Here is a 19816-nt window from a genome sequence, read left to right on the forward strand (position 1 = left end):
GGAAACCGCCGCAGGCCAGTGCGTGAGGTGTGTTCTTCTTTCTGTGGCCCGATGCGTAGCATCGGGGCGGCTGCTCACGTGGAAAAACCGGCATGGATCACGCATGGTCCGCGCCCTCCCGGCGATGCTGGGCAGCCCAATGGGCGATCAGGGCCAGAGCCTCGCGATCCGCTGTCTGGCGGTCGAAAAGGGGATCGACGGGAGGCAAATCGTCAAGCTCGTGCTCGGCGGTCCAGGCGCGGATCACATGCTCGATCGCATCCCGGATGCGCATGTCCAGCGCCTGGGCCTCGAAGGGCGTAAGGTGGGCTGTCACATATGGCGTCTCGATCAGGCCGCCGAGAGGAAAGTAGGTGCGCGCCGCCGCCTGCAATGGGCCGTCGATCCGACAGGTCGAACTATCCCCCCGGTAGACCGTAAGCGGCGGTCGTTCGGCATGACGCCAGAAGCCGATGGCGAAGCGGTAGGTCTCGCCGTCCGGGGTATCAGCGAGTAGTTTCTCGATCAGCGGGAGGGCTTCGCGAGCAATCCGGGGAGGTACGCGAAAACGCAGCGTGACCCGGTTGCCAAGGCGAAGCCAGTCCAGCATGGCGCGGACGATGGGCATGGGGTATCCTTTCGTGAATCACGCGAAACACGACGAAACGGGATTGTCGGGGGAGGTCCGGGAGCAGGCGCGGCGTGGACCGCCCCCAAATGGCTGGGGCCGCACCGCGCCTGCGGTCAGATGTAAGTCTGGATCGGGAGGCCCTGGAGCCAATGTTCGATCTCGCCTGCGCGCCAGCGGACGCGCCCACCACCGATCACCACGGGCGGCGGGCAGCGCTTCTGGCGCACCAGGCGATAAATGCTCGACCGACTCTTATAACCGGTCACGCGCATCACATCGTCAATCGTCAGCAGTAGGGTGAAGGCGGCATTCTGGTCCATCGGACGGCATCCTGTTTGATGGCGTGCCGTGGACGCTAAACCGCTTCAAATCGGTGAAAAAAGCCCGTTAGCCAACGTTATCCGATGCAATAAGGACCGATCAGGAGCCTCTGGGGTCGAAATATCCCTTGATATCTTTTCGCCCCTGCCTGCCGCTCAAAAGCGCCTTGAGCGATGAGGTCGAATCGCCACCTTGCGGACCCAGGTCGCTGCCCAGCGAAACCACGAGTTCCTGCTTGATGACCTTGATCGCGGCAGCCAGAGCCCCGTGTTGAGCGCCTTTTCGCATTTCACGCCGGGCAACGGTAAACGCCGTCCGATACCACGGCTGATCGTCTGGAGAGATATTCTCGCGGAGAAAGGCGTCGAGATAGGCCATGAACTCCTGCATCGTGCCTCCGACCAGCCAACGGAAGCGCGGATCGGTGTTGAGGCACGGCGCCTCGTCACCATCCGGCACGGTATCGGGCACCACATAGATCGGACGGGTGAACGACCTGCGGAAGGAGAGCCAGAACAGCCCCCAGAATTTTGCCTGGCGGGAGAGGAGCAATGGGGAGTAGCGGTTGGAAAAGGTCTCGGGCGAAATCCGTCCATCCAGCAGGACACCATCGGGCGCCTGCACGGCACTCAGGACCGTGTTGCCATAGCCAGCGCTCGTATAGGCGGAAAGCCGCCCGCTGCGCAGGTCCGACATAAGCAACTCCAATTCTGCCGGCAGCACGACATCGTAGGGCGTTTTGACGAACAAAAATTTTCTAGTCTGAAACCATCTGATGCTAGTCGCCGAAAATACCATGACGAAAAAACTGGTCAAAAAGAAAATGAGATACGTGATATAGGCAGGAGAATTTGGATTCTGAAAAATAAATGAAAATAAAAGAATGCCAGAGGTCAAGCTCATAATGAAAGATACAACTAATAACGCGATGAAGAAGCTGAACGCCCTATCAGATTTTTTCTTCAGATCGACAATCGCCTGCTCGACTAACTGATAGCCTCCTTCCAGATTATCAGGGTTCAGCCTCTGGGCCGCGAGCAAGCTCAATCGGACTGCTTTCATTCCCCTCGTCTCGGCATTTCTCTGGGCAGCAATAAGCTCCCCAAGCTTCCATCAAAATACGCCGTTTTTCCAGAAGATTACCACGCCGATAGGCGGCCTCGACCTTGTTGCCGATCGTATGGGCAAGCGCCATCTCGGCGATATCGCCGTCGAACTCGGTTTCCTCGGCGACCCAATCGCGGAACGATGAACGAAAGCCATGAGGAACCGCTGCGATTCGCGCATCACGGCAAATCTTGGTCAGTGTCATATCGGACAACGGCTTGCCCCCGCGCTGGCCAGGAAACACAAGTTGGCTTCGCGCCTCGCGATAGCCCTGGGCAAGCTTGAAGACGTGACACGCCTGCGACGAGAGAGGGATGACATGCTCCCGACCGGCTTTCATTCGCTCGGCGGGGATCGTCCAGAGCTTGTTCTCGAAGTCGATTTCATCCCATGAGGCGCTCCTGATCTCCCCCGAGCGTGCGGCAGTCAGGATAAGAGCCGTCAGAGCGAGGCGCCCGATCGAATCGCCGGATCGGAGATAAGTGAGGAAAGCCGGCACCTCGGCGTAGGGCAACGCTGTGTGATGGACGGCCTTGCTCTTCGTCTTGGGAAGGGATTTGTCCATTGCCGCCAGCGGCAGGGGAAGCGCGCGATAGCCTTTGCCGATCGCCCAGTCCGTGACGCTGCTGATCCGCTGCCGAACCCGGCGGGCGGTCTCGGGCTTGTTGAGCCAGATCGGGGCGATCGCTTCGCGAACATGATGGCCGTCGAGGTCAGCGATCGAGACGTCACCGATCAGCGGGAACGCATAGGTCTCAAGGGTCTTCAGCCATTGGGCTCGGTGCTTCTTGTTCTTCCAGGTCGCTTTGTTCTGGCCATAGACCTCAAGGGCGGCCTCACGGAAGGACGGGATGCCCGCCTCCTTGCGGCGCTCGGCCACGGGATCGAGGCCGACCTCGACCTGCATCCGCGCCTTGGCGGCCCGCTCGCGAGCCACAGCCAAGGACACCTTCTTGGCGCTGCCGAGGCCGATGTCACGCCGCTTGCCGTTTTTCTGGACCCGGCAGACCCAGGATTTGCCACCCCGTGGGCTGATGACGAGATAGAGCCCGTCGCCGTCGCCATAGCGACCCGGCTCCCTGATGGCCTTCACGGTTGTTGCGGAAAGACGCCCCATTTTTATCCCACACTTCTTACCACGCGAGATGTGGGATAGGATGCAATTCCGTGCATCGGCATGCAACACGAAATGGCGTGAATCCCGCAGAATTCCGCCATTTTTGGCAGGCTATAACATTGAATAAAAAGGGGAATTGGCGGAGGGGATGGGATTCGAACCCACGGTACGGCTTGACACCGTACAACGGTTTAGCAAACCGCCGCCTTCAGCCACTCGGCCACCCCTCCGCCGAGGAGCGTGTTTGTTAACACGGCGTTTGCAGCGCTGCTTGTAGACCGTCACCGCAGCGCCGTCAAACCCCAAACCGCTACCTCTCCAGCGATTACAGCACTTTCTTCAGGGCTTCGTTCACCAGCGCCGGATTGCCCTTGCCAGCCATCGCCTTCATGACCTGACCGACGAAGAAGCCGAACAGCTTGTCCTTGCCGCTGCGATACTCCGCAAGCTTGTCAGGGTTCTTGTCCAGCACCGCCTGCACGGCGGCGTCGATCGCACCGGTGTCGGTCACCTGCCGCAGCCCCTTGCGCTCGACGATCTCCGCCGCCGATTCGCCGCTCTCCAGCATTTCCTCGAACACGTCCTTGGCGATCTTGCCATTGATCGTGCCGTCGGTGATCAGGTCCAGCATGCCGCCCAGCGCGTCAGCGCTGATCGGGCTGTCCTGGATCGTGCGGCCGGTACGGTTGAGCGCCGCGAAGAAATCGCCGATCACCCAGTTCGCCGCCAGGCGCGGATCGCGGCCGCGCGCCACCGTCTCATAGAAATCGGCGGTCGCCTGTTCGGCCACCAGCACGCCGGCATCATAGCGCGGGATGCCATACTCGTCCTGGAAACGCTGGCACTTCGCATCCGGCAGTTCCGGCAGATGCGCGGCCAGATCCTGCACCCACGCCTCCTCGATCACCAGCGGCAGCAGGTCCGGATCGGGGAAATAGCGGTAATCATGCGCATCTTCCTTGCTGCGCAACGACCGGGTCTCGGAACGCGCCGGGTCGAACAGGCGCGTTTCCTGATCGACCGAGCCACCGCCTTCCCAGATCTCCACCTGCCGCACGGCCTCGACCTCGATCGCCTGCATGACATAGCGGATCGAATTGACGTTCTTGATCTCGCAGCGCGTACGGAACGGCTCGCCGGCCTTGCGGACCGACACGTTCACGTCGGCACGCATCGAGCCTTCTTCCATATTGCCGTCACAGGTGCCCAGATAGCGCAGGATCATGCGCAGCTTGCGCAGATAGGCTCCGGCTTCCTCCGGCGTGCGGATATCCGGCTCACTGACGATTTCCATCAGCGCCACACCCGCCCGGTTCAGGTCGATGAACGAGCGCGCCGGGTCCTGATCATGCATCGACTTGCCGGCATCCTGTTCCAGATGCAGGCGGGTGATGCCGATCATGCGGGTCGAACCATCGGCCAGTTCGATCTCAATCGCGCCCTCGCCGATAATCGGATGCGTGAACTGGCTGATCTGGTAGCCCGTCGGCAGATCCGCGTAGAAATAATTCTTGCGGTCGAACCGGCTTTCCAGATTCACCCGCGCCTTCAGCCCCAGACCGGTACGCACGGCCTGCGCCACGCATTCACGGTTGATGACCGGCAGCATGCCCGGAAACCCGGCATCGACCAGGCTGACATGCGTGTTCGGCTCACCACCATAGGAAGCCGAGGCACCGGAGAACAGCTTGGACTGGCTGATGACCTGGGCATGGACTTCCAGCCCCACCACCAGTTCCCACGGGCCGTCGCGCCCTTCGATCAGATAGGTCATCACACCACCTCCGCGCGCACGGCCGGACGATGCGTGAAGCCCGCCGCCCGCTCCAGGGCACTGGCCGCCGCGAAAACCGATTCCTCGTCGAACGAACGGCCGATCACCTGCAGGCCCAACGGCAGGCCCGACTGGCTCAGCCCGGCGGGAACCGACATGGCAGGCACGCCGGCCATGCTGGCCGGCACGGTAAACACGTCGTTCAGATACATCTGCACCGGATCATCCATCTTCTCGCCCTGCGCGAAGGCGGGCGACGGCGCGGTCGGCGTCAGCAGCACGTCTACCGTCTGGAACGCGTTCTCGAAATCCTTGCGGATCAGGTTCCGCACCTTCTGCGCCCGCAGGTAATAAGCGTCGTAATAGCCGGCCGACAGCACATAGGTCCCCATCAGGATACGGCGCCGAACCTCGGCCCCGAACCCTTCCCGCCGGGTCGCTTCATACAGCTCGTCCAGCGACGCACCGGGAACCCGGCGGCCGAAGCGCACGCCGTCATAGCGCGCGAGGTTCGACGAACATTCCGCAGGCGCGACGATATAATAGGTCGCCAGACCATATTTCGTGTAGGGCAGCGAAACCTCGACAATCTCGCATCCCGCGTCGCGCAGCCAGGCAATACCCTGCTCCCACGCCGCCTCGATTTCAGCGGGCATGCCGGCTACCCGGTATTCGGCGGGAATACCCACCTTCATGCCCTTCAGCGACCGGCCGCAGGCGGCGCGGTAATCCGGCACCGCGATATCCACGCTGGTGCTGTCGCGCGTGTCGAAGCCCGCCATCGATTGCAGCAGGATGGCACAATCCTCGACCGTGCGCGCCATCGGCCCGGCCTGATCCAGCGAGCTGGCGAAGGCAATCGTCCCCCAGCGGCTGCACCGCCCATAGGTCGGCTTGATCCCCGCGATACCGCAATAGGAGGCAGGCTGGCGGATCGACCCGCCCGTGTCGGTACCGGTCGCGCCCATGGCCAGCCGCGCGGCCACCGCCGCCGCCGATCCGCCGGACGACCCGCCGGGAACCAGCACGGTCTCCGCATCCCCAGCCCGCTTCCACGGATTTTCCACCGAACCGAAGGCCGAGGTGATGTTGGCCGAGCCCATGGCGAACTCGTCCAGATTGGTCTTGCCGACAAAAACCGCGCCGTCGGCCAGCAGGTTCGCCGTCACCGTGCTTTCATAGGGCGGGACGAAATCTTCCAGCATCCGGCTGGCAGCCGTGGTCCGCACGCCGTCGGTGCAGAACAGATCCTTGATCCCCAGCGGAATCCCGGTCAGCGCCGGCACATCCCCGCCACCGGCCAGAATCGCATCGGCACGCCGTGCGGCGTCCAGCGCCTGCTCCGACGTCACGGTGATAAAGGCATTCAGCCGGCCATTCAGCCGGTCGATGGCGGCAACATGGGCGCCCACCAGTTCCTCGGCGGAGAATTCGCGGCGACGCAGCCCCCCCTGGGCCGCGGCGATCGTGAGTTCGGTCAGCATCATTCCACCACCTTCGGCACGGTATAGTACGGCCCCGCCGTATCGGGGGCATTCGACAGCACGGCCTCGCGCGCGTCGCCATCGGTCACCACATCCTCGCGCATGCGCAGCGCGGCATGCCCGGTGCCGACCATCGGTTCGACATTGTCGATATCGACTTCGTTCAATTGCTCGATCCAGCCGAGAATGCCGTTCAGTTCCCGCTGAAGGGCGGGCAGGTCGGATTCGTCGATACCGATCCGTGCCAATCTGGCGATACGTCGGACCGTCGCGGGGTCAAGCGACATGAAGCACAACTTTCCATTATCATCTGGGGGGAATATCCTGCCGGTCAGGATACCGCGCGGACCATAGACCCAGACCATGCCCCTGTTCAACATGCACCAGATCCGTACCCATCTGGGTCGCGGCCAACGCCTGCTGGGCATCGATCCCGGCCAGAAGACGATCGGCCTCGCCCTGTCGGACCCGCTATTGATGCTGGCCTCGTCCTACGGCGCGCTGAAACGCGGCAAACTGTCCGCCATCGCCGCCGAAATCGGCCGGATCGCAGCACGCGAGGAGGTCGGGGGTCTGGTCTGCGGCCTGCCGCTATCGATGGATGGCAGCTTCGGTCCGGCCGCACAGGCGGCCCATGACTGGATGCTGAACCTGTCGGAACTGGTCGGCCTGCCCGCCGCGATGTGGGACGAACGCCTGTCCTCCAGCGCCGTCAACCGCATGCTGATCCAGGATGCCGACCTCACCCGACAACGCCGTGCCGAACTGGTGGACAAGCTGGCCGCTGCCTACATGCTCCAGGCAGCGCTGGACGCCTCGGCCACACGGCCGGAAACCGTCTGAACAATCGGCCTGCCTGGCGGGCCGCTTCACGGCACGCTCGCCCGGCGGATCGTTTTTTCAAATCGTCTTTAGCGATTGCAAGAAAGGGAGCCCGAAGGATGGTGGGCGCAACAGGGATTGAACCTGTGACCCCTACCATGTCAAGGTAGTGCTCTACCGCTGAGCTATGCGCCCATCCGTTCGGTGAACAGGCTTCTAGCCGGGCAACCGGCATTGCGCAACCCATCCGTACGGAAAAAATGACGAGCCGGTGACCGTTTCCAGCAATACGCTAAAAAACAAGGATAATATCCTTCCCTTCGCGCCGGATAACCCTACGTGATGCAAATGGAATCGCGGGTGGCCCCCGGGTCAAATCCTGGATCGGACCCACCCACGGCCACACCTCTCCCATTCAGGGTGGTGCCGCCCACGGTTGCCGACGTGCCGCTGGTCGTCGCCTCGCCCCATTCGGGACATGAATACCCGCAGGAATTCCTCGCACTGTCGCGGCTGGACCGCCCGGCCCTGCGCCGTAGCGAGGATTTTTGCGTCGATGCCCTGCTGACCGGTGCACCGGTAGTGGGCGCGCATATGCTCCACGCCACCTTTCCGCGCATCTATTGCGACGCGAATCGCGATTCGGACGAACTCGACCCCACGATGTTCACCGAGTCCCCGCCCGCAGACCTTACGAGCATCACCCCAAGGGTGCGTGCCGGCCTGGGCGTCATTCCCCGCATTTCGGCATCAGGCACCCCGATCTACCGCACCCGCCTGCCGCTCCGCGAGGCCACGGACCGAATCGCCCGCTTCTGGCGCCCCTATCACAACGCCCTGTCGGCACTGATCGAATCCCAGATCGCAGCACACGGGGTCTGCGTGCTGATCGATTGCCATTCAATGCCCGGTGCCGGATTGCGGGCCTACGACATGCCCGATTTCGTGCTGGGAGATGCGTGGGGATCGTCCTGCGCGCCTGACATCACCGAGGCGGCCGAGGCCTGTCTGCGATCCTATGGGTTCAGGACCAACCGCAACGCCCCCTATGCCGGGGGATATGTCACCCGCCATTACGGCAGGCCGGCCACGGGACGGCACGCGTTGCAGATCGAAATCAGCCGCGCACTCTATATGGATGAGAACAAGCTGACGCCGAACGCCGGATTCGGCGATATCCGCACCGTCATGACCGCCCTGCTGCGCGCGCTGGCCGACATTGCCACCAACCTGGCCCGCCCCTCCGGAATCCGGGCATGCTGACACGGCAAATGCGCGTCCGCATGCCCGGCAGAACGACTTTTCAGGCGCTCCTTTATCAGGCTGCCGGAGATGCACCGCCCGGCGTCTGATGGTCCACCGCCGCCGGCAGAAACTGCGCCAGTGCCGGCAGGATCGTCGCCGCCGGCAGCCCCGTCTTGTCGACCAGAGCCTGCACCTGCTGGTTCGAGAGAATCGAACGCAGCTCGTCCGGAGAAACCGGCAGGTTCTGACCATTGCCGATCCACGACCGGACCTTGTCCCCCAGCCCTGCCTGCTCGGCCTGGGCGAGCAAGGTCGAAATGCCGCTGGGCGAGGTCAGGTCGGCCAGATGCTGATGTACCGTGTCGGTCAGGCCCGTGCTGTCCGCCAGCTCCGTCAGCTTGTTCACCAGTCCGTCAAAGAATCCCGCCATGATCCACCTTCAATGCTGATTGCTTCAGTAAGCGCCGATCGCGAGGGATCGGCCAAGGTGCTCGGACAAAAAAAAGACGGTGCCGAAGCACCGCCAAGTTTAGGGAGGAAACGTCCAAGAAGCAGCCGTTCAAACGAAATGCTGCAACGTGATTCTGATGGCTCAAATCACTTTTAAGTGTCAAGGAAAATCGCGACCGAACACGCGCGAACCGAGACCGGTTGCGCTGCAACGGCCCAACGGCATCCGACAAAAAAGACGGGATTTAAACGGGATTTTCCCGGTCGGATGGTGGGTGCGACAGGGATTGAACCTGTGACCCCCGCCGTGTGAAGGCGATGCTCTACCGCTGAGCTACGCACCCATCCGTGCCCGGTGGGGACCTCTTAATCGATCTCCCTCCGGGCTGCAAGATACCCCGTCACACATTCTTCAAAAGCCGAACATATGGTCCAGCGAGAAGGCGCCATCGGCCCGCATGACACCGTGATAGCCGAACAGCCGGCACGTGACGTCGCGGATCATGACATATCCGCCCATGCCGGCGCGCTCGATGGCCGCCGCGCCGAACAGCCGATGCGGCCAGACCATCGTCGATCCCGAACAGGCGATTTCCAGGTCCACCTTCGCCACCATCCGCCCCTGCCCGTCATGCAGGCTGAGCATGGTCTGCGACCACGGGCGCCAGGCGGCCGACGCCGGATAGATCAGGCAGCAGAACGCCTCGCCCAGCCCGTTCCCGCCCTTCAGGAACAGCCGCGTGGTCAGCCCCGGCGGCGGTCCGGAATAGGATTGCGGCTCGCCCCGATAGGTCATCACGGTATTGAAGATATGGGCCCCGAAACTGGTCTCGGCCGCATGCCCGCCCTGCCGCGCCGTAAATCGGATCAGCGCATGCAGCCAGCCATCGGCCTCCCCCCCATCGCGGAAATCATAGACCAGTTCGCCATGCCCCTCGGACACGCCCAGTTCCGCCACATCCTGCGCCAGATCATGGTCGCGCGGCAGGCAGCCCAGGAATTTCCGACCGGTCAGCCGTCCTTGGGCGTCGAAACAATCCAGACGCAGCGGTAATGTCACCTGCGATTCGGCCATCGGCGACGGCTGGACGACGGTACGAAAGCGCTCGGGGTCCAGAATCGGGAACGGCAGCAGATAGCCCCGCCCCAGGCTGGCCGGCAGGTCCGCGATTCCCGGATCGGGGCGCAGGTCCGCACGCTCCACGTTCAGATGGGCAATGCGCGTCCGCGCGGCATGCGTCACCTCATAGCGCGGACGCACCAGATACCGCCCCGACCGCAACTCGATCTGCGCCGGCCAGCGCAACTCGGGCAGGCAGCCGGCAACAGGGATCGCCACGGTCTCATAGGGGCCAATCCCACGCGGAATCGGCACCTGCCGCTCATCCCCCATGCGATTGAGCGACATCGCACCGGGCGGGATCGGCACGGCGTGACTGTTCTGTACCCACAGCACGACCTCCTCGCCCTCATCCGGCGCCGGCAGGTTGGCATACCGGTCCGACGGCCAGGCATTGGCATCATGCGTGACCGACAGGCTCCGATTATCGCCAGTGCCATAGGTATCCAGCGCATATTTCACCACATCATGCCCGGCCACGCCGATCGCATGCACAAACAGCTGCCCGACAAAGGGCGGCAGGCCAAAACGCTCACGCACCTCGCGGCTGTCGATCACGATGGCACTCTCGCCGTCGGGCACACGCTCTTCCCAACTGGCCAGCACCTCACCCCCGGCGCCGAACAGCCGCAGCCACAGCCACACCGCCGACGCGCCATAGCGCGCCCAGTAATTCGCCGTGACCAGACGGGTCGACAATCCTTCCGCGTCGCGGAAGAAGGCATGGTTGGTCGCGAAATTCAGCCGGTCGAGATACCGCCCCGGCACGGTCAGCAGCGTATCGGGCAACCGCACGCCATCCAGCACGAAGACCCGCGCGCCGTCAGGCAGCAGATGCGCGATCCGGTCGCGCACGCGCGCACCGTCGAAACTCACGGCCAGCACCGCCCCCACCGATGCACGCGGCAGATCCACCAGCGCCCGCGCCGGACCGGCCGCCGTGGGCTGGCCGACATGCTGCGTATCATGGACATACACACCTTCGATCGCACCCAGTCCGGATACGCCGCCCGCACCGCCGGGGCACAGCGCCAACACCATGGCGAACATGCCCTCGGGGTCATAGACCGCCACCGGCCCGGCGGCACGGACCGAAGCCGCCAGCCCCGCCAGCGCCTCAGCCGCCAGCGGATGGGCCAGCGCCTTGTAGAGAACATTGCCGCCCGCCTGGGCGTCATAGGTATGGATGTCCAGCATAGGGATTCCATACCGCATAATCCCGCGCCCAGAAATCATGCCGTTTGGCAGAAAGTGTCAGTGCAGCCCCAGCCGGCGACACATGCTCTCCGCCACCTCGATCGTGTCGTCCAGCGGCGTCACCGGCCAGTCCTCCATCCGCCCCGCGAAGCGGCGAATGCGCCCGGCAGCAGCCAGTTCGCGCAGGAATAGCCCGATCCGCCGCGAACGTCCCGGCAGATCAACAACCATCACCGGCGCCGTGCCTGCCACGGCCTCGGACACCATCGAGACACTGTCCTGCGTCACCACCACGGCATCGGCACAGGCCAGCAACCCCAGATAGGGATTGTCACCCTGCATGTCCCACACCCACCCGCCCAGAGGCGACAGCGCCTCACGGACAATCCGGCACACACCGTCACCCGTCCGCCGAGACGGCGTCACCGCCACCCCGACCCCATCCGTGCGCATCATCTCCGCCAGTTGCCCGGCCAGACGCGCCGCCACCGCTTCGTCCAGCCGGAACCGCCCGTTCGATCCCCCCAACAGCACGGCCACCAGCGGGCGCGGCAGATGCGCCAGACGCGGCTGCCATTCCGCCCGCGCCGCCGCCAGCCGCTCGGGCGAGACGCCATGCAGCGCGGTACGCGACAGCAACACATTGGGGCCGCTGATTTCATCATGCCGATTGGCAACCACCAGATCGAAGCGATCCAGCCGCATGCGCGGATTCTGGATCTGCACCACCCGCCGCGCACTGTCCCGCAACGCAGCGCCCACCGCCCCTCCGGTTCCGCCGACGCTGAAGACCAGCCCCGCCGCCCCGGCATCGAGCGGAAGCGGATCGATGGCACGCAACGGCGCCGGCCACCAGGCGGCGGGCACCTGGCCCCACAGCCCCCGTGCCCGCACCGGGCAGAAGAACGGGTCCATCCCCGCACGCGCCGCCAGCCCGAAAGCCTGCGACCGCATCCCAGCCAGATCTTCCGCCACGACCGCCACCGCGCGATCTCCATGAGGCAGAACAGATGGGGTATCGCGCATGCTCATCGCGCCATCTGCCGTCCATCCCCGCCGACCGTCAATGCCACCGCCCGGCTGCCGGAAATTCGCTTTCTTCCCCCGGGCCGCCACACACGGTATCCCCTCATACGATGACCAACGTTCCACCCCCTGCCGACACGCCCAGCCCTGACGCCCCCTCTTTCGCGCAGCTGGGCCTGCAGCCGCGTATCCTGGCCAATGTCGCCCGCGCCGGCTACGCCACCCCCTCGCCGATCCAGGCCCTGGCGATCCCGCCGATCCTGGCCGGAAAGGACGTAGAGGCCCTGTCCCGCACCGGCAGCGGCAAGACCGCCGCATTCGCCCTGCCGCTGGTCCAGAGGCTGCTCGCTGCCCCCCGCCCCGCGACGGCCGACCAAAAGGCACCGCAGGAAGGGGTACCGGGCGCGGTACGAACGCTGATCCTCTCGCCCACCCGCGAACTGGCCAGCCAGACCGCGAATGCCATCCGCACCTGCGCCCATGGCTGCCAGCTGATGATCGGGCTGGCGATCGGCGGCGTGCCCAAGGACCGCCAGACCCGCGCCCTGCGCGGAGGCGCCGACATCCTGGTCGCCACCCCAGGCCGCCTGCTGGATCACCTGGCCGACGGCACGATCGCCCTGGACGAAACCACGTGCCTGGTCCTGGACGAAGCGGACAGAATGCTGGAACTGGGCTTCGTCGAGGATATCCAGACCATCGCCGAACGCCTGCCGACCCGGCACCAGACCCTGCTGTTTTCCGCAACCATGCCGCCCGCCGTCGCCACCCTGGCCCGCCGACTGCTGCACCGGCCGCTGCACGTCGCCCCGCCGGAGGCCACATCCCCCCCGCCCCGCATCCGGCAGCAGGTCGCCTTCGTCGCGGCCGCACGCAAGAATGCCACGCTGATCGCGCTGCTGAAGCGCGACACGCCGGACAGGGTCATGGTGTTCACCCGCACCAAACAGGCCAGCGACAGCGTGGCCCGCGCGCTGGAATCCGCCGGCCTGTCGGCGGCCGCCCTGCATGGCGACCATAGCCAGGCCCGGCGCGACCGCACGCTCGCCACCTTCCGGCGCGGCACGCTGCAGGTGCTGGTCGCGACCGACGTGATGGCACGCGGCATCGATATCGAAGATGTGACGCTGGTGGTGAATTTCGATATTCCCGAGCAGCCCGAGACCTATATCCACCGGATCGGCCGCACGGCCCGCGCCGGGCGGCGCGGCACCGCCCTGTCGCTGTGCGCGCCGGAGGAACGGCAGTTGCTGCGCGAAATTGAACGGCAGACCAGCGCCAGGATCACGGCTATCGACCCCTCCTGAGCGCCCCACGGCATTGCAGGTCCGGCGCGACGCTATAAAATCGTGTCCATGACCTGTCCGACCGCTCCCATGGTGCATGACGATGGCCTGTCCGGCACCCTCCCCCCGGACGCGCGATGCGGGTCGGCGCCGCGCGGAGGCTGATGCGATGAGCTGCGGCACAGGCTCCCGCCCGGGCTCTTCGCCACGTGTGCGTGCGCGCCCGAAATTTCTCGAGACCCTGCCGCCGCCACCCCAGGCCCTGCCCACTTTCGCGCAGGAAATCGCTCCACCCGACCTGTCGCCATGGCTGACCGATCATTGCGGCATTCCCGGCGTGGTGCATCACGAGGCCACCCGCCCCGGCCCCCATGTCGTGCTGACGGCGCTGGTCCACGGCAACGAGTTCGCGGGCGCCATCGTGCTGGACCGGTTGCTACGCGAGCAGGTCCGGCCGGCATGCGGCCGCCTGTCCCTGGTCTTCGCGAACCTGGAAGCCTTCGCCCGCTTCACGCCCGACAACCCGGTCGCCTCGCGCTTCGTCGAGGAGGACATGAACCGGGTCTGGAACCGGCAGATCCTCTCCAGCCCGCGCCATTCGGTGGAACTGGACCGCGCGCGCGCGATCCAGCCGGTGATCGAAACCGCCGATATCCTGATGGACCTGCATTCGATGCTCTGGCCCGGCGCACCACTGATCCTGGCCGGCGCAACCGAAAGCGGCCGCCGCCTGTCGACAATGATCGGCGACCCGTCCCTGGTGGTCTCGGACCATGGCCACCAGGCCGGCCCGCGCCTGATCGACTATGAACGTTTTTCCGACCCCGCCAGCCCGTACGCCGCCTGCCTGCTGGAAGCCGGCGCCCACTGGGCGGCCCACACGGTCGAGACGACGGACAGCGCGGTGCGCGCGCTGCTGCGGCATTGCGGATTGCTGACCGCCGAGGCCGAACCGCCGGCCACCCCCTGCCACCAACTCGTCGTGACCGACATCGTGACGGCCCAGACACCTTGCTTCCGCTTCGTCAGGCCCTTCCAGGGGGGCGAGGTGATCCGCCGCCGGGGCACCCTTCTGGCCCAGGACGGCCCGGACGAGATCCGTACTCCCTACCCCGACTGCATGCTGGTCATGCCCAACCTGCGCCCCGGCCGCGGCCAAACCGCCGTCCGGTTGGCCCGAACATTGTCCGAACGGCCGCAGGCCACCGAAAGAATCGGCCGGCAACCCGTGTGATCGTTCAGCTTGCGACCCATCTGACGGCCAGAAACAGCCCAATCGTCACTCTGCCGCCGGGGATCTTTCCAGATCCGCACCACCACCCGGCAGGGGGGCTTCGCCAATCCGTTCCAGCGTCTCGCCATTCCAGCCCAGAGTCAGCAGGCTGCGATCCATGACACCCTGAACGAGAATCTCCTTCCCATCGGGCGCAAAGACCAGTCCCTGCGGCCACAATGTTCCCGGCGCCTGGGCGAGCGTATGCAACTCCCCATTCTTCAGCGAAAGGACCGTCACCACACCACGGGGATTATAGCACGGCGAGGTCGGCGGCACCGCCGATCCATTCTGCGACACCACGGCGACATACTGACCGTCAGGAGAGATATCGAGCCCCTCGGGCGCATTGGGCACCGTAACGCGCTGAATCTCCTTGATCGGCGATGCCGCAAGGTCCAGCACCGCGAGGGCGCCCGGCAGACCTTCACCATGCCCGAGCATGCCCATCACTGCATAATGCCCGTCCTTCGTCATCCGGATGTTCCATGGGCCGGGTGCGATGTTCAGTGGCGCCGGATCGACGGACACATCGTCGCCCTCGATATGCAGCACATACACACGGTCCGCCTGCCACAGGCTTACAAGCGCCCGCTTTCCATCCGGCAGAATCGCAACGCCGGCAGGAAAGCCTGCAACCGGCAGCGTGATGATCTTGCGCTCGCCGAGCTTGTGGCCGTCGAAGCGAAACCATGTCAGCACGCCCGACTTGCCATTGGCGACCAGCAGATGCTGGCCATCCGGGGTAAACCGCATCGTGGTCGCCCCGGCGGCGGAGGCCACCTGCTGGACCAGCCGGGGCTTCGCTCCGGACAGGTCCACGACACTGATGCGATCATCGGGGACGATCTTGTTCGTCTTCACGCCCGGCTTCGACGCCGAGGACACCAGAACGGTCTTGCCGTCATGCGTGAATTCAAGGGCCGTGGGCGGCCCGATCACGCTGACCGGAACAGTGAGGCTCGTCCGCACACCCCACACGCCGTTTGCGGCCCTTGCCAGAACGGATACCGTGTCCGGAACCAGCGGCGTCGGCAGAACCTGCACCCCATTCCGAAGAATGGAGTGCCCGTCATTGGCCGAAACGACAGTCTGCGCGCAGACCGGCGAGGACATGGCCAGCAATGCCGCAAAGGCAACCGTCAGTTTGTTGCGCATCTTCGATATCACCCCATCCGCCCCTGAAACCGGGCCACGCTTCAATGTTTCTTCCGGCCCCGCCGCATCACCAGCACGACAGCACCGGCCAGAACCAGCACCCCGACGATCATGCCCGGCACGGCAAATGCCCCGAGCTTCGCAATCAGCGGCTTGGGACCACCCGAGCGGGTCAGCTTCACCTCATCCGCCGTGACCTTCACAGCCGGATTGCCGAACGTCTGCTCCACATAGTTGCTGATATCCGCAATATCCTGATCGGACAGCGCGTCGACGTACGATCCCTCGCCAAATCCCGGCATGTACACCGTATGGCCACCCACTTCACGCCTGACGCCCATCAGGATCGTCGAAATCAGGTTATCGGCGATCGGTGCGCCGACGGCCGTATTGTGGAAGAGCTGCGGATAATACCCGTCCGGGCTCCCCTTGCCCGTCGGGCGATGGCAGGCCGCGCATTCGCCGCTAAACAGGCGCTCCCCACGGCTCATCCCGCTTTCCGCAACACCGCGATAGGCGTCCTCGCGGTCGGATGCCTTGCCGTACGCATCGCGCGGCGCAGTGTCCCTGCTGTCCGAAATGGCAGGAACCTGCCTGATATAGGCGACGATCGCCCGAATATCGCCATCGCTCAGATATTGGAAACTATGCTCCACCGCTTCCGCCATCGGGCCGCCGGCCTGGGCCTTGCCAGGAACGTCTCCGGTCTTCAGATAGCGGGCAAGATCGTCATCGCTCCAGGAACCGACACCGCTTTTCGGGTCCGACGTGATATTGGGCGCATCCCACGATGCCAGCGATGCACCGCCCAGCGCCTTGCTGCCGATCTCCGCCATCATCGCATTACGTGGCGTGTGGCAGGTATCGCAATGCGCCAGCGCGTAAGACAGATAATGTCCGCGATTGACTTCGGCCGATTTGCCCGGCTCCGGCTTGAAGCGCGTATCGTCCAGGAAAAGCAGGTTCCAGAACGCCATGCTGGCGCGGATGTTGTACGGGAACGGCAGCGCCGTCTCCGGCCCCTTCGCCTCGACCGGCTTCACGTCATGCATGAAATAGACGTAGAGTGCGTGAATATCGTCGTCGGTCAGCTTCGTGTACGACGTATAAGGCATCGCGGGATAAAGATGCGCGCCGTCTCCACGAATGCCTTCACGCAACGCACGGGCAAACTGCGCCTCGGTATAGGTACCGATGCCATATGTCTTCGAAGGCGTGATGTTGGTGGAATAGATCGAGCCCAGTGGAGAGGCGATTCCATACCCACCGGCAAACGGCTTTCCGCCACCGGGCGCCGTGTGACAGGCGGCGCAATCCGCCGCTACGGCAAGATAATGCCCGCGCTGGGCAACAGCCTCATTCGCTTCCGGCGCCTGCGCACGAACGACGGTGCAGGACAATACCAGCGCTGCGGCGGCCAGCCCAACATGACCGGCCAGTTCCAGCACCTTTCTGGAACTCTTTCTCATGCCCGTCCCTTTTCGAAATCAGCTTTTATGGAATCGGCCGCCTTCAGGCCGAGGGCCGCCATGCTCAGCGTCGTGTTCACCACGCTGGCCGACGGCATCGCGCCACCGCCAGGCAACCAGAGATTGGCGTGGTCATGGGCCCGGCAATCACCGTCGACGACCGAATCCTTGGGATTCTTTCCCATGATCGTGCCGCCCATGATGTGATTGTTCGCATTATAGTCAGTCGTGATGCGCAGCTCGGTGCCGCCCAGAAGGCCCGCGATCTGCTTGACCTGCTCGTTGACGGATTCGAGTCCCTTGCGCACATAATCGCCGACATCATAATGAATGTCCGGGCACGCCAGGCCGAGCGGATCCTGTCGGGTCTTGCTCAGGGTCAGCCGGTTATTGGGGTCCGGCAACGGCTCGAGGCTGATCGACAGATCGACCCCGCACGCCGCGCGACGGCGGATTTCATCATCCAGTTCCTGGCCAACCAGCCCGAGTGCCAGCGCCTGCTGGGTCGCCGGCGCGACACGGCTGATATTGTTCAGGATCATCTTGTTCGCGGAATACTCGCTGCGGAAACCGCCGTCCCGAGGCCCGACGATACAGCTGCTCTGCGCCGGCCCGCGCCCGAACCAGAGCGGCTCGTTGGCCAGGAAGGACGCATGAACGCCGGAATGATCCATCATGTTCCGACCAACCTGGTCGGACGAATTGGCGATCCCGTTCGGGTTGCGGGCATTGGCGGCCAGCAGCAGCAGCCTCGGCGTTTCGATGCCGTTGCACGCCAGCACGAACGCCTTGCCGGTCGCCTTGTGCGACTGACGGTGCGCATCATACCAGTAAACGGCCGTGATCCGGTTGTTCTCGTCCGTATCCATTTTATAGACGACAGCTTCGGCAACCGTCACGGCCCCGTTGGCTTCCGCCCGATCGATGTGCTGGATGCCGTTATACATGGCGCCGATCGGGCAGATCGGCTGGCAGTTGTTATTGCCACAGCAGGCCGGACGGTCCCCGAAAGGCTCCATGCTGCGCCCCTGCGGAATCGGCACAAGATGAAAACCGTGCGGATTCACGATCTCCGCCACCCGGCGATCGCCATAGCCGAAGGGAATCATGTCGCGGGGATAAGGGCGGCTCCGCTCCGGAGGGGACTGAAGAGAGACGTCGTGCGGGCCCGAAACGCCCATCTCTTCTTCCGCCCGGCAATAATAGGGCTCGAGTTCGTTATAGGAAATCGCCCAATCCCGGCCGACGCCATAACGCGACTTCATCTCGAAATCGACGGGCAGATGCCGCCAGCAGGAGGCCGCCCAATGCCACGTCGTGCCGCCGACCGTCCGAAGATACCCCTGCTTGAACGCCGAACCATTGGGGCCGGACAGTCCGACATAATCGTTCGGGGGAAAATACAGCGGCGCCTGGGCGAGCGGAGACTGCGGATAAAGCCCCTGGAAATCGGAATGAAGGCGGTTATGGAACGACATGTTCCGCCAGTTCTCGACATACGCCTCGCGCTTGAGGCGCAGGCCTGCTTCGAGAATGACAACCGAACGGCCCGCCGCTGCCAGTTCGTTCGCGATCATGCCGCCCACGACCCCTGAGCCGACGACAACGACGTCAGCCGACACGTCGCCCGACTGGGAAAATTCTGGTGTGGCCACGATTTATAGCTCCCTGTGCGGCAACGGAGAGTGAGGGGGAGATGAAGGGGGAATGGTCCCCAACGGCGCCGTCTGCGGGGGCGCCTTGCTTTCGATACCCTGCGGCACCGGAGCAGGCGGCGTTGCCGGCAGCGGCGCATGAACGGCAATACCCAGCGGCGGCGGCGTTTCGGTCCACCAGCCCGGCCGATCGAAACAATAGGTGGGAACCGGCAGGCCGTCGCGCGTCGGCTGGTACATCAGCGCATCGTAATACGCGACCGTCGGCGCATTCGTCTTGTCCTGCACCGAACCGGTATACCAGGCGGCGTTCAGGGCCAGCAGGTCGTCCTTCAGGTCGCCGGCGCGGTCCAGGATTTCCCGGGGCGTGCCGCCCTGTGCGACCAGACCGGAAAGAGCCTGTATCTTTGAGGCATAATCCGGAAACGTCTTCTGCATTGCAGCGAACAGGCGGCGTGCGATGACCGGATGCAGTTCCGAATGCCCGGTGATGACGCGGGATACCGACAGGAACGTCGCATCATCGACCGTCGCGGCGCGCGCGACACCGCCAGAGAGGCCGAACTCGCCGAAAGCTGCCGAAAAGCCGGTCACGACCGTTCCCAGCATGAGCGAGCGGCGACTCACTCCGGCTTTCCGGGCGGGCCTGTCGCCGTTCACGTCACTATTTCTGTTCATGCCTCACTTTTCTCCAGAACACAC

At 64.3% G+C, this 19816-nt stretch carries 19 protein-coding genes and 3 tRNA genes; 5 read left to right on the forward strand and 17 right to left on the reverse strand.

The annotated features are described in order from the left end of the window. Window positions 1–97: 97 nt before the first annotated feature. The 8 genes from HLH29_RS00360 to gatC all read right to left on the reverse strand — a co-directional run bounded on the left by HLH29_RS00360 (window position 98) and on the right by gatC (window position 6700). Window positions 98–607, reverse strand: coding sequence for a hypothetical protein (locus HLH29_RS00360; protein WP_182964030.1), 510 nt, complete (start codon window positions 605–607; stop codon window positions 98–100). Between the two features lie 116 nt (window positions 608–723). After that, window positions 724–930, reverse strand: coding sequence for a helix-turn-helix transcriptional regulator (locus HLH29_RS00365; protein WP_182964031.1), 207 nt, complete (start codon window positions 928–930; stop codon window positions 724–726). A 100-nt stretch (window positions 931–1030) separates the two neighbouring features. After that, window positions 1031–1978, reverse strand: a complete 948-nt coding sequence (locus HLH29_RS00370) for a hypothetical protein (protein ID WP_246373529.1) — start codon at window positions 1976–1978, stop codon at window positions 1031–1033. Then, entirely contained in the window at window positions 1944–3155 is a 1212-nt protein-coding gene (locus tag HLH29_RS00375) for a tyrosine-type recombinase/integrase (RefSeq protein ID WP_182964032.1), read from the reverse strand. The genes HLH29_RS00370 and HLH29_RS00375 overlap by 35 nt, the downstream gene beginning before the upstream one ends. A 137-nt stretch (window positions 3156–3292) precedes the next feature. Beyond that, window positions 3293–3385, reverse strand: a tRNA-Ser gene (locus tag HLH29_RS00380). A gap of 95 nt (window positions 3386–3480) precedes the next feature. Then, window positions 3481–4929 (reverse strand): Asp-tRNA(Asn)/Glu-tRNA(Gln) amidotransferase subunit GatB, encoded by a 1449-nt coding sequence (gene gatB, locus HLH29_RS00385; protein WP_182964033.1) that lies wholly within the window; start codon window positions 4927–4929, stop codon window positions 3481–3483. Further along, complete coding sequence (gatA, locus tag HLH29_RS00390) at window positions 4929–6413, reverse strand: Asp-tRNA(Asn)/Glu-tRNA(Gln) amidotransferase subunit GatA (RefSeq protein ID WP_182964207.1); 1485 nt, start codon at window positions 6411–6413, stop codon at window positions 4929–4931. The genes gatB and gatA overlap by 1 nt, the downstream gene beginning before the upstream one ends. After that, complete coding sequence (gene gatC, locus HLH29_RS00395; protein WP_182964034.1) at window positions 6413–6700, reverse strand: Asp-tRNA(Asn)/Glu-tRNA(Gln) amidotransferase subunit GatC; 288 nt, start codon at window positions 6698–6700, stop codon at window positions 6413–6415. Before gatC ends, gatA begins: the two co-directional genes overlap by 1 nt. A 76-nt stretch (window positions 6701–6776) precedes the next feature. On the opposite strand from gatC, the gene ruvX reads away from it, so the two are divergent. After that, a complete protein-coding gene (ruvX, locus tag HLH29_RS00400) occupies window positions 6777–7256 on the forward strand; it encodes a Holliday junction resolvase RuvX (protein WP_182964035.1) in 480 nt (159 codons plus the stop codon). Window positions 7257–7355: 99 nt separating this feature from the next. Here the strand turns inward: ruvX and HLH29_RS00405 are convergent. Further along, window positions 7356–7430 (reverse strand) — tRNA-Val (locus HLH29_RS00405). Between the two features lie 249 nt (window positions 7431–7679). Between HLH29_RS00405 and HLH29_RS00410 the strand changes: the two genes are divergently transcribed. Then, window positions 7680–8498 carry an N-formylglutamate amidohydrolase gene (locus HLH29_RS00410; protein WP_338030141.1) on the forward strand — a complete coding sequence of 273 codons (819 nt, stop codon included), beginning with the start codon at window positions 7680–7682 and terminating at the stop codon, window positions 8496–8498. A 55-nt stretch (window positions 8499–8553) separates the two neighbouring features. On the opposite strand, the gene HLH29_RS00415 is transcribed toward HLH29_RS00410, so the two are convergent. Next, the gene (locus HLH29_RS00415) at window positions 8554–8910 is read right to left on the reverse strand and encodes a YidB family protein (RefSeq protein WP_182964036.1); all 357 of its coding nucleotides are present in this window, start codon (window positions 8908–8910) and stop codon (window positions 8554–8556) included. Between the two features lie 12 nt (window positions 8911–8922). Between HLH29_RS00415 and HLH29_RS00420 the strand changes: the two genes are divergently transcribed. Further along, a complete protein-coding gene (locus HLH29_RS00420; RefSeq protein ID WP_182964037.1) occupies window positions 8923–9087 on the forward strand; it encodes a hypothetical protein in 165 nt (54 codons plus the stop codon). A 112-nt stretch (window positions 9088–9199) separates the two neighbouring features. Here the strand turns inward: HLH29_RS00420 and HLH29_RS00425 are convergent. From HLH29_RS00425 to HLH29_RS00435, 3 genes are all read right to left on the reverse strand, one after another. Continuing rightward, window positions 9200–9274: transfer RNA gene (locus tag HLH29_RS00425), tRNA-Val, on the reverse strand. A 68-nt stretch (window positions 9275–9342) separates the two neighbouring features. Continuing rightward, the gene (locus HLH29_RS00430) at window positions 9343–11247 is read right to left on the reverse strand and encodes a hypothetical protein (protein ID WP_182964038.1); all 1905 of its coding nucleotides are present in this window, start codon (window positions 11245–11247) and stop codon (window positions 9343–9345) included. Between the two features lie 57 nt (window positions 11248–11304). Beyond that, complete coding sequence (locus HLH29_RS00435; protein ID WP_246373531.1) at window positions 11305–12279, reverse strand: mitochondrial fission ELM1 family protein; 975 nt, start codon at window positions 12277–12279, stop codon at window positions 11305–11307. Between the two features lie 104 nt (window positions 12280–12383). Between HLH29_RS00435 and HLH29_RS00440 the strand changes: the two genes are divergently transcribed. Both HLH29_RS00440 and HLH29_RS00445 read left to right on the forward strand, forming a co-directional pair. After that, a complete protein-coding gene (locus HLH29_RS00440) occupies window positions 12384–13580 on the forward strand; it encodes a DEAD/DEAH box helicase (RefSeq protein ID WP_182964039.1) in 1197 nt (398 codons plus the stop codon). A 148-nt stretch (window positions 13581–13728) separates the two neighbouring features. Next, the gene (locus HLH29_RS00445; RefSeq protein ID WP_182964040.1) at window positions 13729–14793 is read left to right on the forward strand and encodes a M14 family metallopeptidase; all 1065 of its coding nucleotides are present in this window, start codon (window positions 13729–13731) and stop codon (window positions 14791–14793) included. Between the two features lie 45 nt (window positions 14794–14838). Here the strand turns inward: HLH29_RS00445 and HLH29_RS00450 are convergent, their stop codons facing one another. From HLH29_RS00450 to HLH29_RS00465, 4 genes are read right to left on the reverse strand one after another with little or no spacing between them, the layout of a single operon-like run. Then, window positions 14839–15990: a YncE family protein gene (locus HLH29_RS00450; protein ID WP_182964041.1), complete on the reverse strand. Its 1152-nt coding sequence runs from the start codon at window positions 15988–15990 to the stop codon at window positions 14839–14841. A 41-nt stretch (window positions 15991–16031) separates the two neighbouring features. Next, window positions 16032–17459 (reverse strand): c-type cytochrome, encoded by a 1428-nt coding sequence (locus tag HLH29_RS00455; RefSeq protein ID WP_182964042.1) that lies wholly within the window; start codon window positions 17457–17459, stop codon window positions 16032–16034. After that, a complete protein-coding gene (locus HLH29_RS00460; RefSeq protein ID WP_182964043.1) occupies window positions 17456–19114 on the reverse strand; it encodes a GMC oxidoreductase in 1659 nt (552 codons plus the stop codon). The genes HLH29_RS00455 and HLH29_RS00460 overlap by 4 nt, the downstream gene beginning before the upstream one ends. Before the next feature lie 3 nt (window positions 19115–19117). After that, entirely contained in the window at window positions 19118–19792 is a 675-nt protein-coding gene (locus HLH29_RS00465) for a sugar dehydrogenase complex small subunit (protein WP_182964044.1), read from the reverse strand. Between the last annotated feature and the right edge of the window lie 24 nt (window positions 19793–19816).

It is taken from the genome of Gluconacetobacter tumulicola (genome assembly GCF_014174215.1).
GTDB lineage: Bacteria > Pseudomonadota > Alphaproteobacteria > Acetobacterales > Acetobacteraceae > Gluconacetobacter > Gluconacetobacter tumulicola.

Bases quoted from the DNA above. Each gene is read 5' to 3' on its own strand.
- HLH29_RS00360 (WP_182964030.1), bottom strand. From the start codon at position 607: ATGCCCATCGTCCGCGCCATGCTGGACTGGCTTCGCCTTGGCAACCGG.
- HLH29_RS00365 (WP_182964031.1), bottom strand. From the start codon at position 930: ATGGACCAGAATGCCGCCTTCACCCTACTGCTGACGATTGACGATGTG.
- HLH29_RS00375 (WP_182964032.1), bottom strand. From the start codon at position 3,155: ATGGGGCGTCTTTCCGCAACAACCGTGAAGGCCATCAGGGAGCCGGGT.
- gatB (WP_182964033.1), bottom strand. From the start codon at position 4,929: ATGACCTATCTGATCGAAGGGCGCGACGGCCCGTGGGAACTGGTGGTG.
- gatA (WP_182964207.1), bottom strand. From the start codon at position 6,413: ATGCTGACCGAACTCACGATCGCCGCGGCCCAGGGGGGGCTGCGTCGC.
- gatC (WP_182964034.1), bottom strand. From the start codon at position 6,700: ATGTCGCTTGACCCCGCGACGGTCCGACGTATCGCCAGATTGGCACGG.
- ruvX (WP_182964035.1), top strand. From the start codon at position 6,777: ATGCCCCTGTTCAACATGCACCAGATCCGTACCCATCTGGGTCGCGGC.
- HLH29_RS00415 (WP_182964036.1), bottom strand. From the start codon at position 8,910: ATGGCGGGATTCTTTGACGGACTGGTGAACAAGCTGACGGAGCTGGCG.
- HLH29_RS00420 (WP_182964037.1), top strand. From the start codon at position 8,923: ATGCTGATTGCTTCAGTAAGCGCCGATCGCGAGGGATCGGCCAAGGTG.
- HLH29_RS00430 (WP_182964038.1), bottom strand. From the start codon at position 11,247: ATGCTGGACATCCATACCTATGACGCCCAGGCGGGCGGCAATGTTCTC.
- HLH29_RS00435 (WP_246373531.1), bottom strand. From the start codon at position 12,279: ATGAGCATGCGCGATACCCCATCTGTTCTGCCTCATGGAGATCGCGCG.
- HLH29_RS00440 (WP_182964039.1), top strand. From the start codon at position 12,384: ATGACCAACGTTCCACCCCCTGCCGACACGCCCAGCCCTGACGCCCCC.
- HLH29_RS00445 (WP_182964040.1), top strand. From the start codon at position 13,729: ATGAGCTGCGGCACAGGCTCCCGCCCGGGCTCTTCGCCACGTGTGCGT.
- HLH29_RS00450 (WP_182964041.1), bottom strand. From the start codon at position 15,990: ATGCGCAACAAACTGACGGTTGCCTTTGCGGCATTGCTGGCCATGTCC.
- HLH29_RS00455 (WP_182964042.1), bottom strand. From the start codon at position 17,459: ATGAGAAAGAGTTCCAGAAAGGTGCTGGAACTGGCCGGTCATGTTGGG.
- HLH29_RS00465 (WP_182964044.1), bottom strand. From the start codon at position 19,792: ATGAACAGAAATAGTGACGTGAACGGCGACAGGCCCGCCCGGAAAGCC.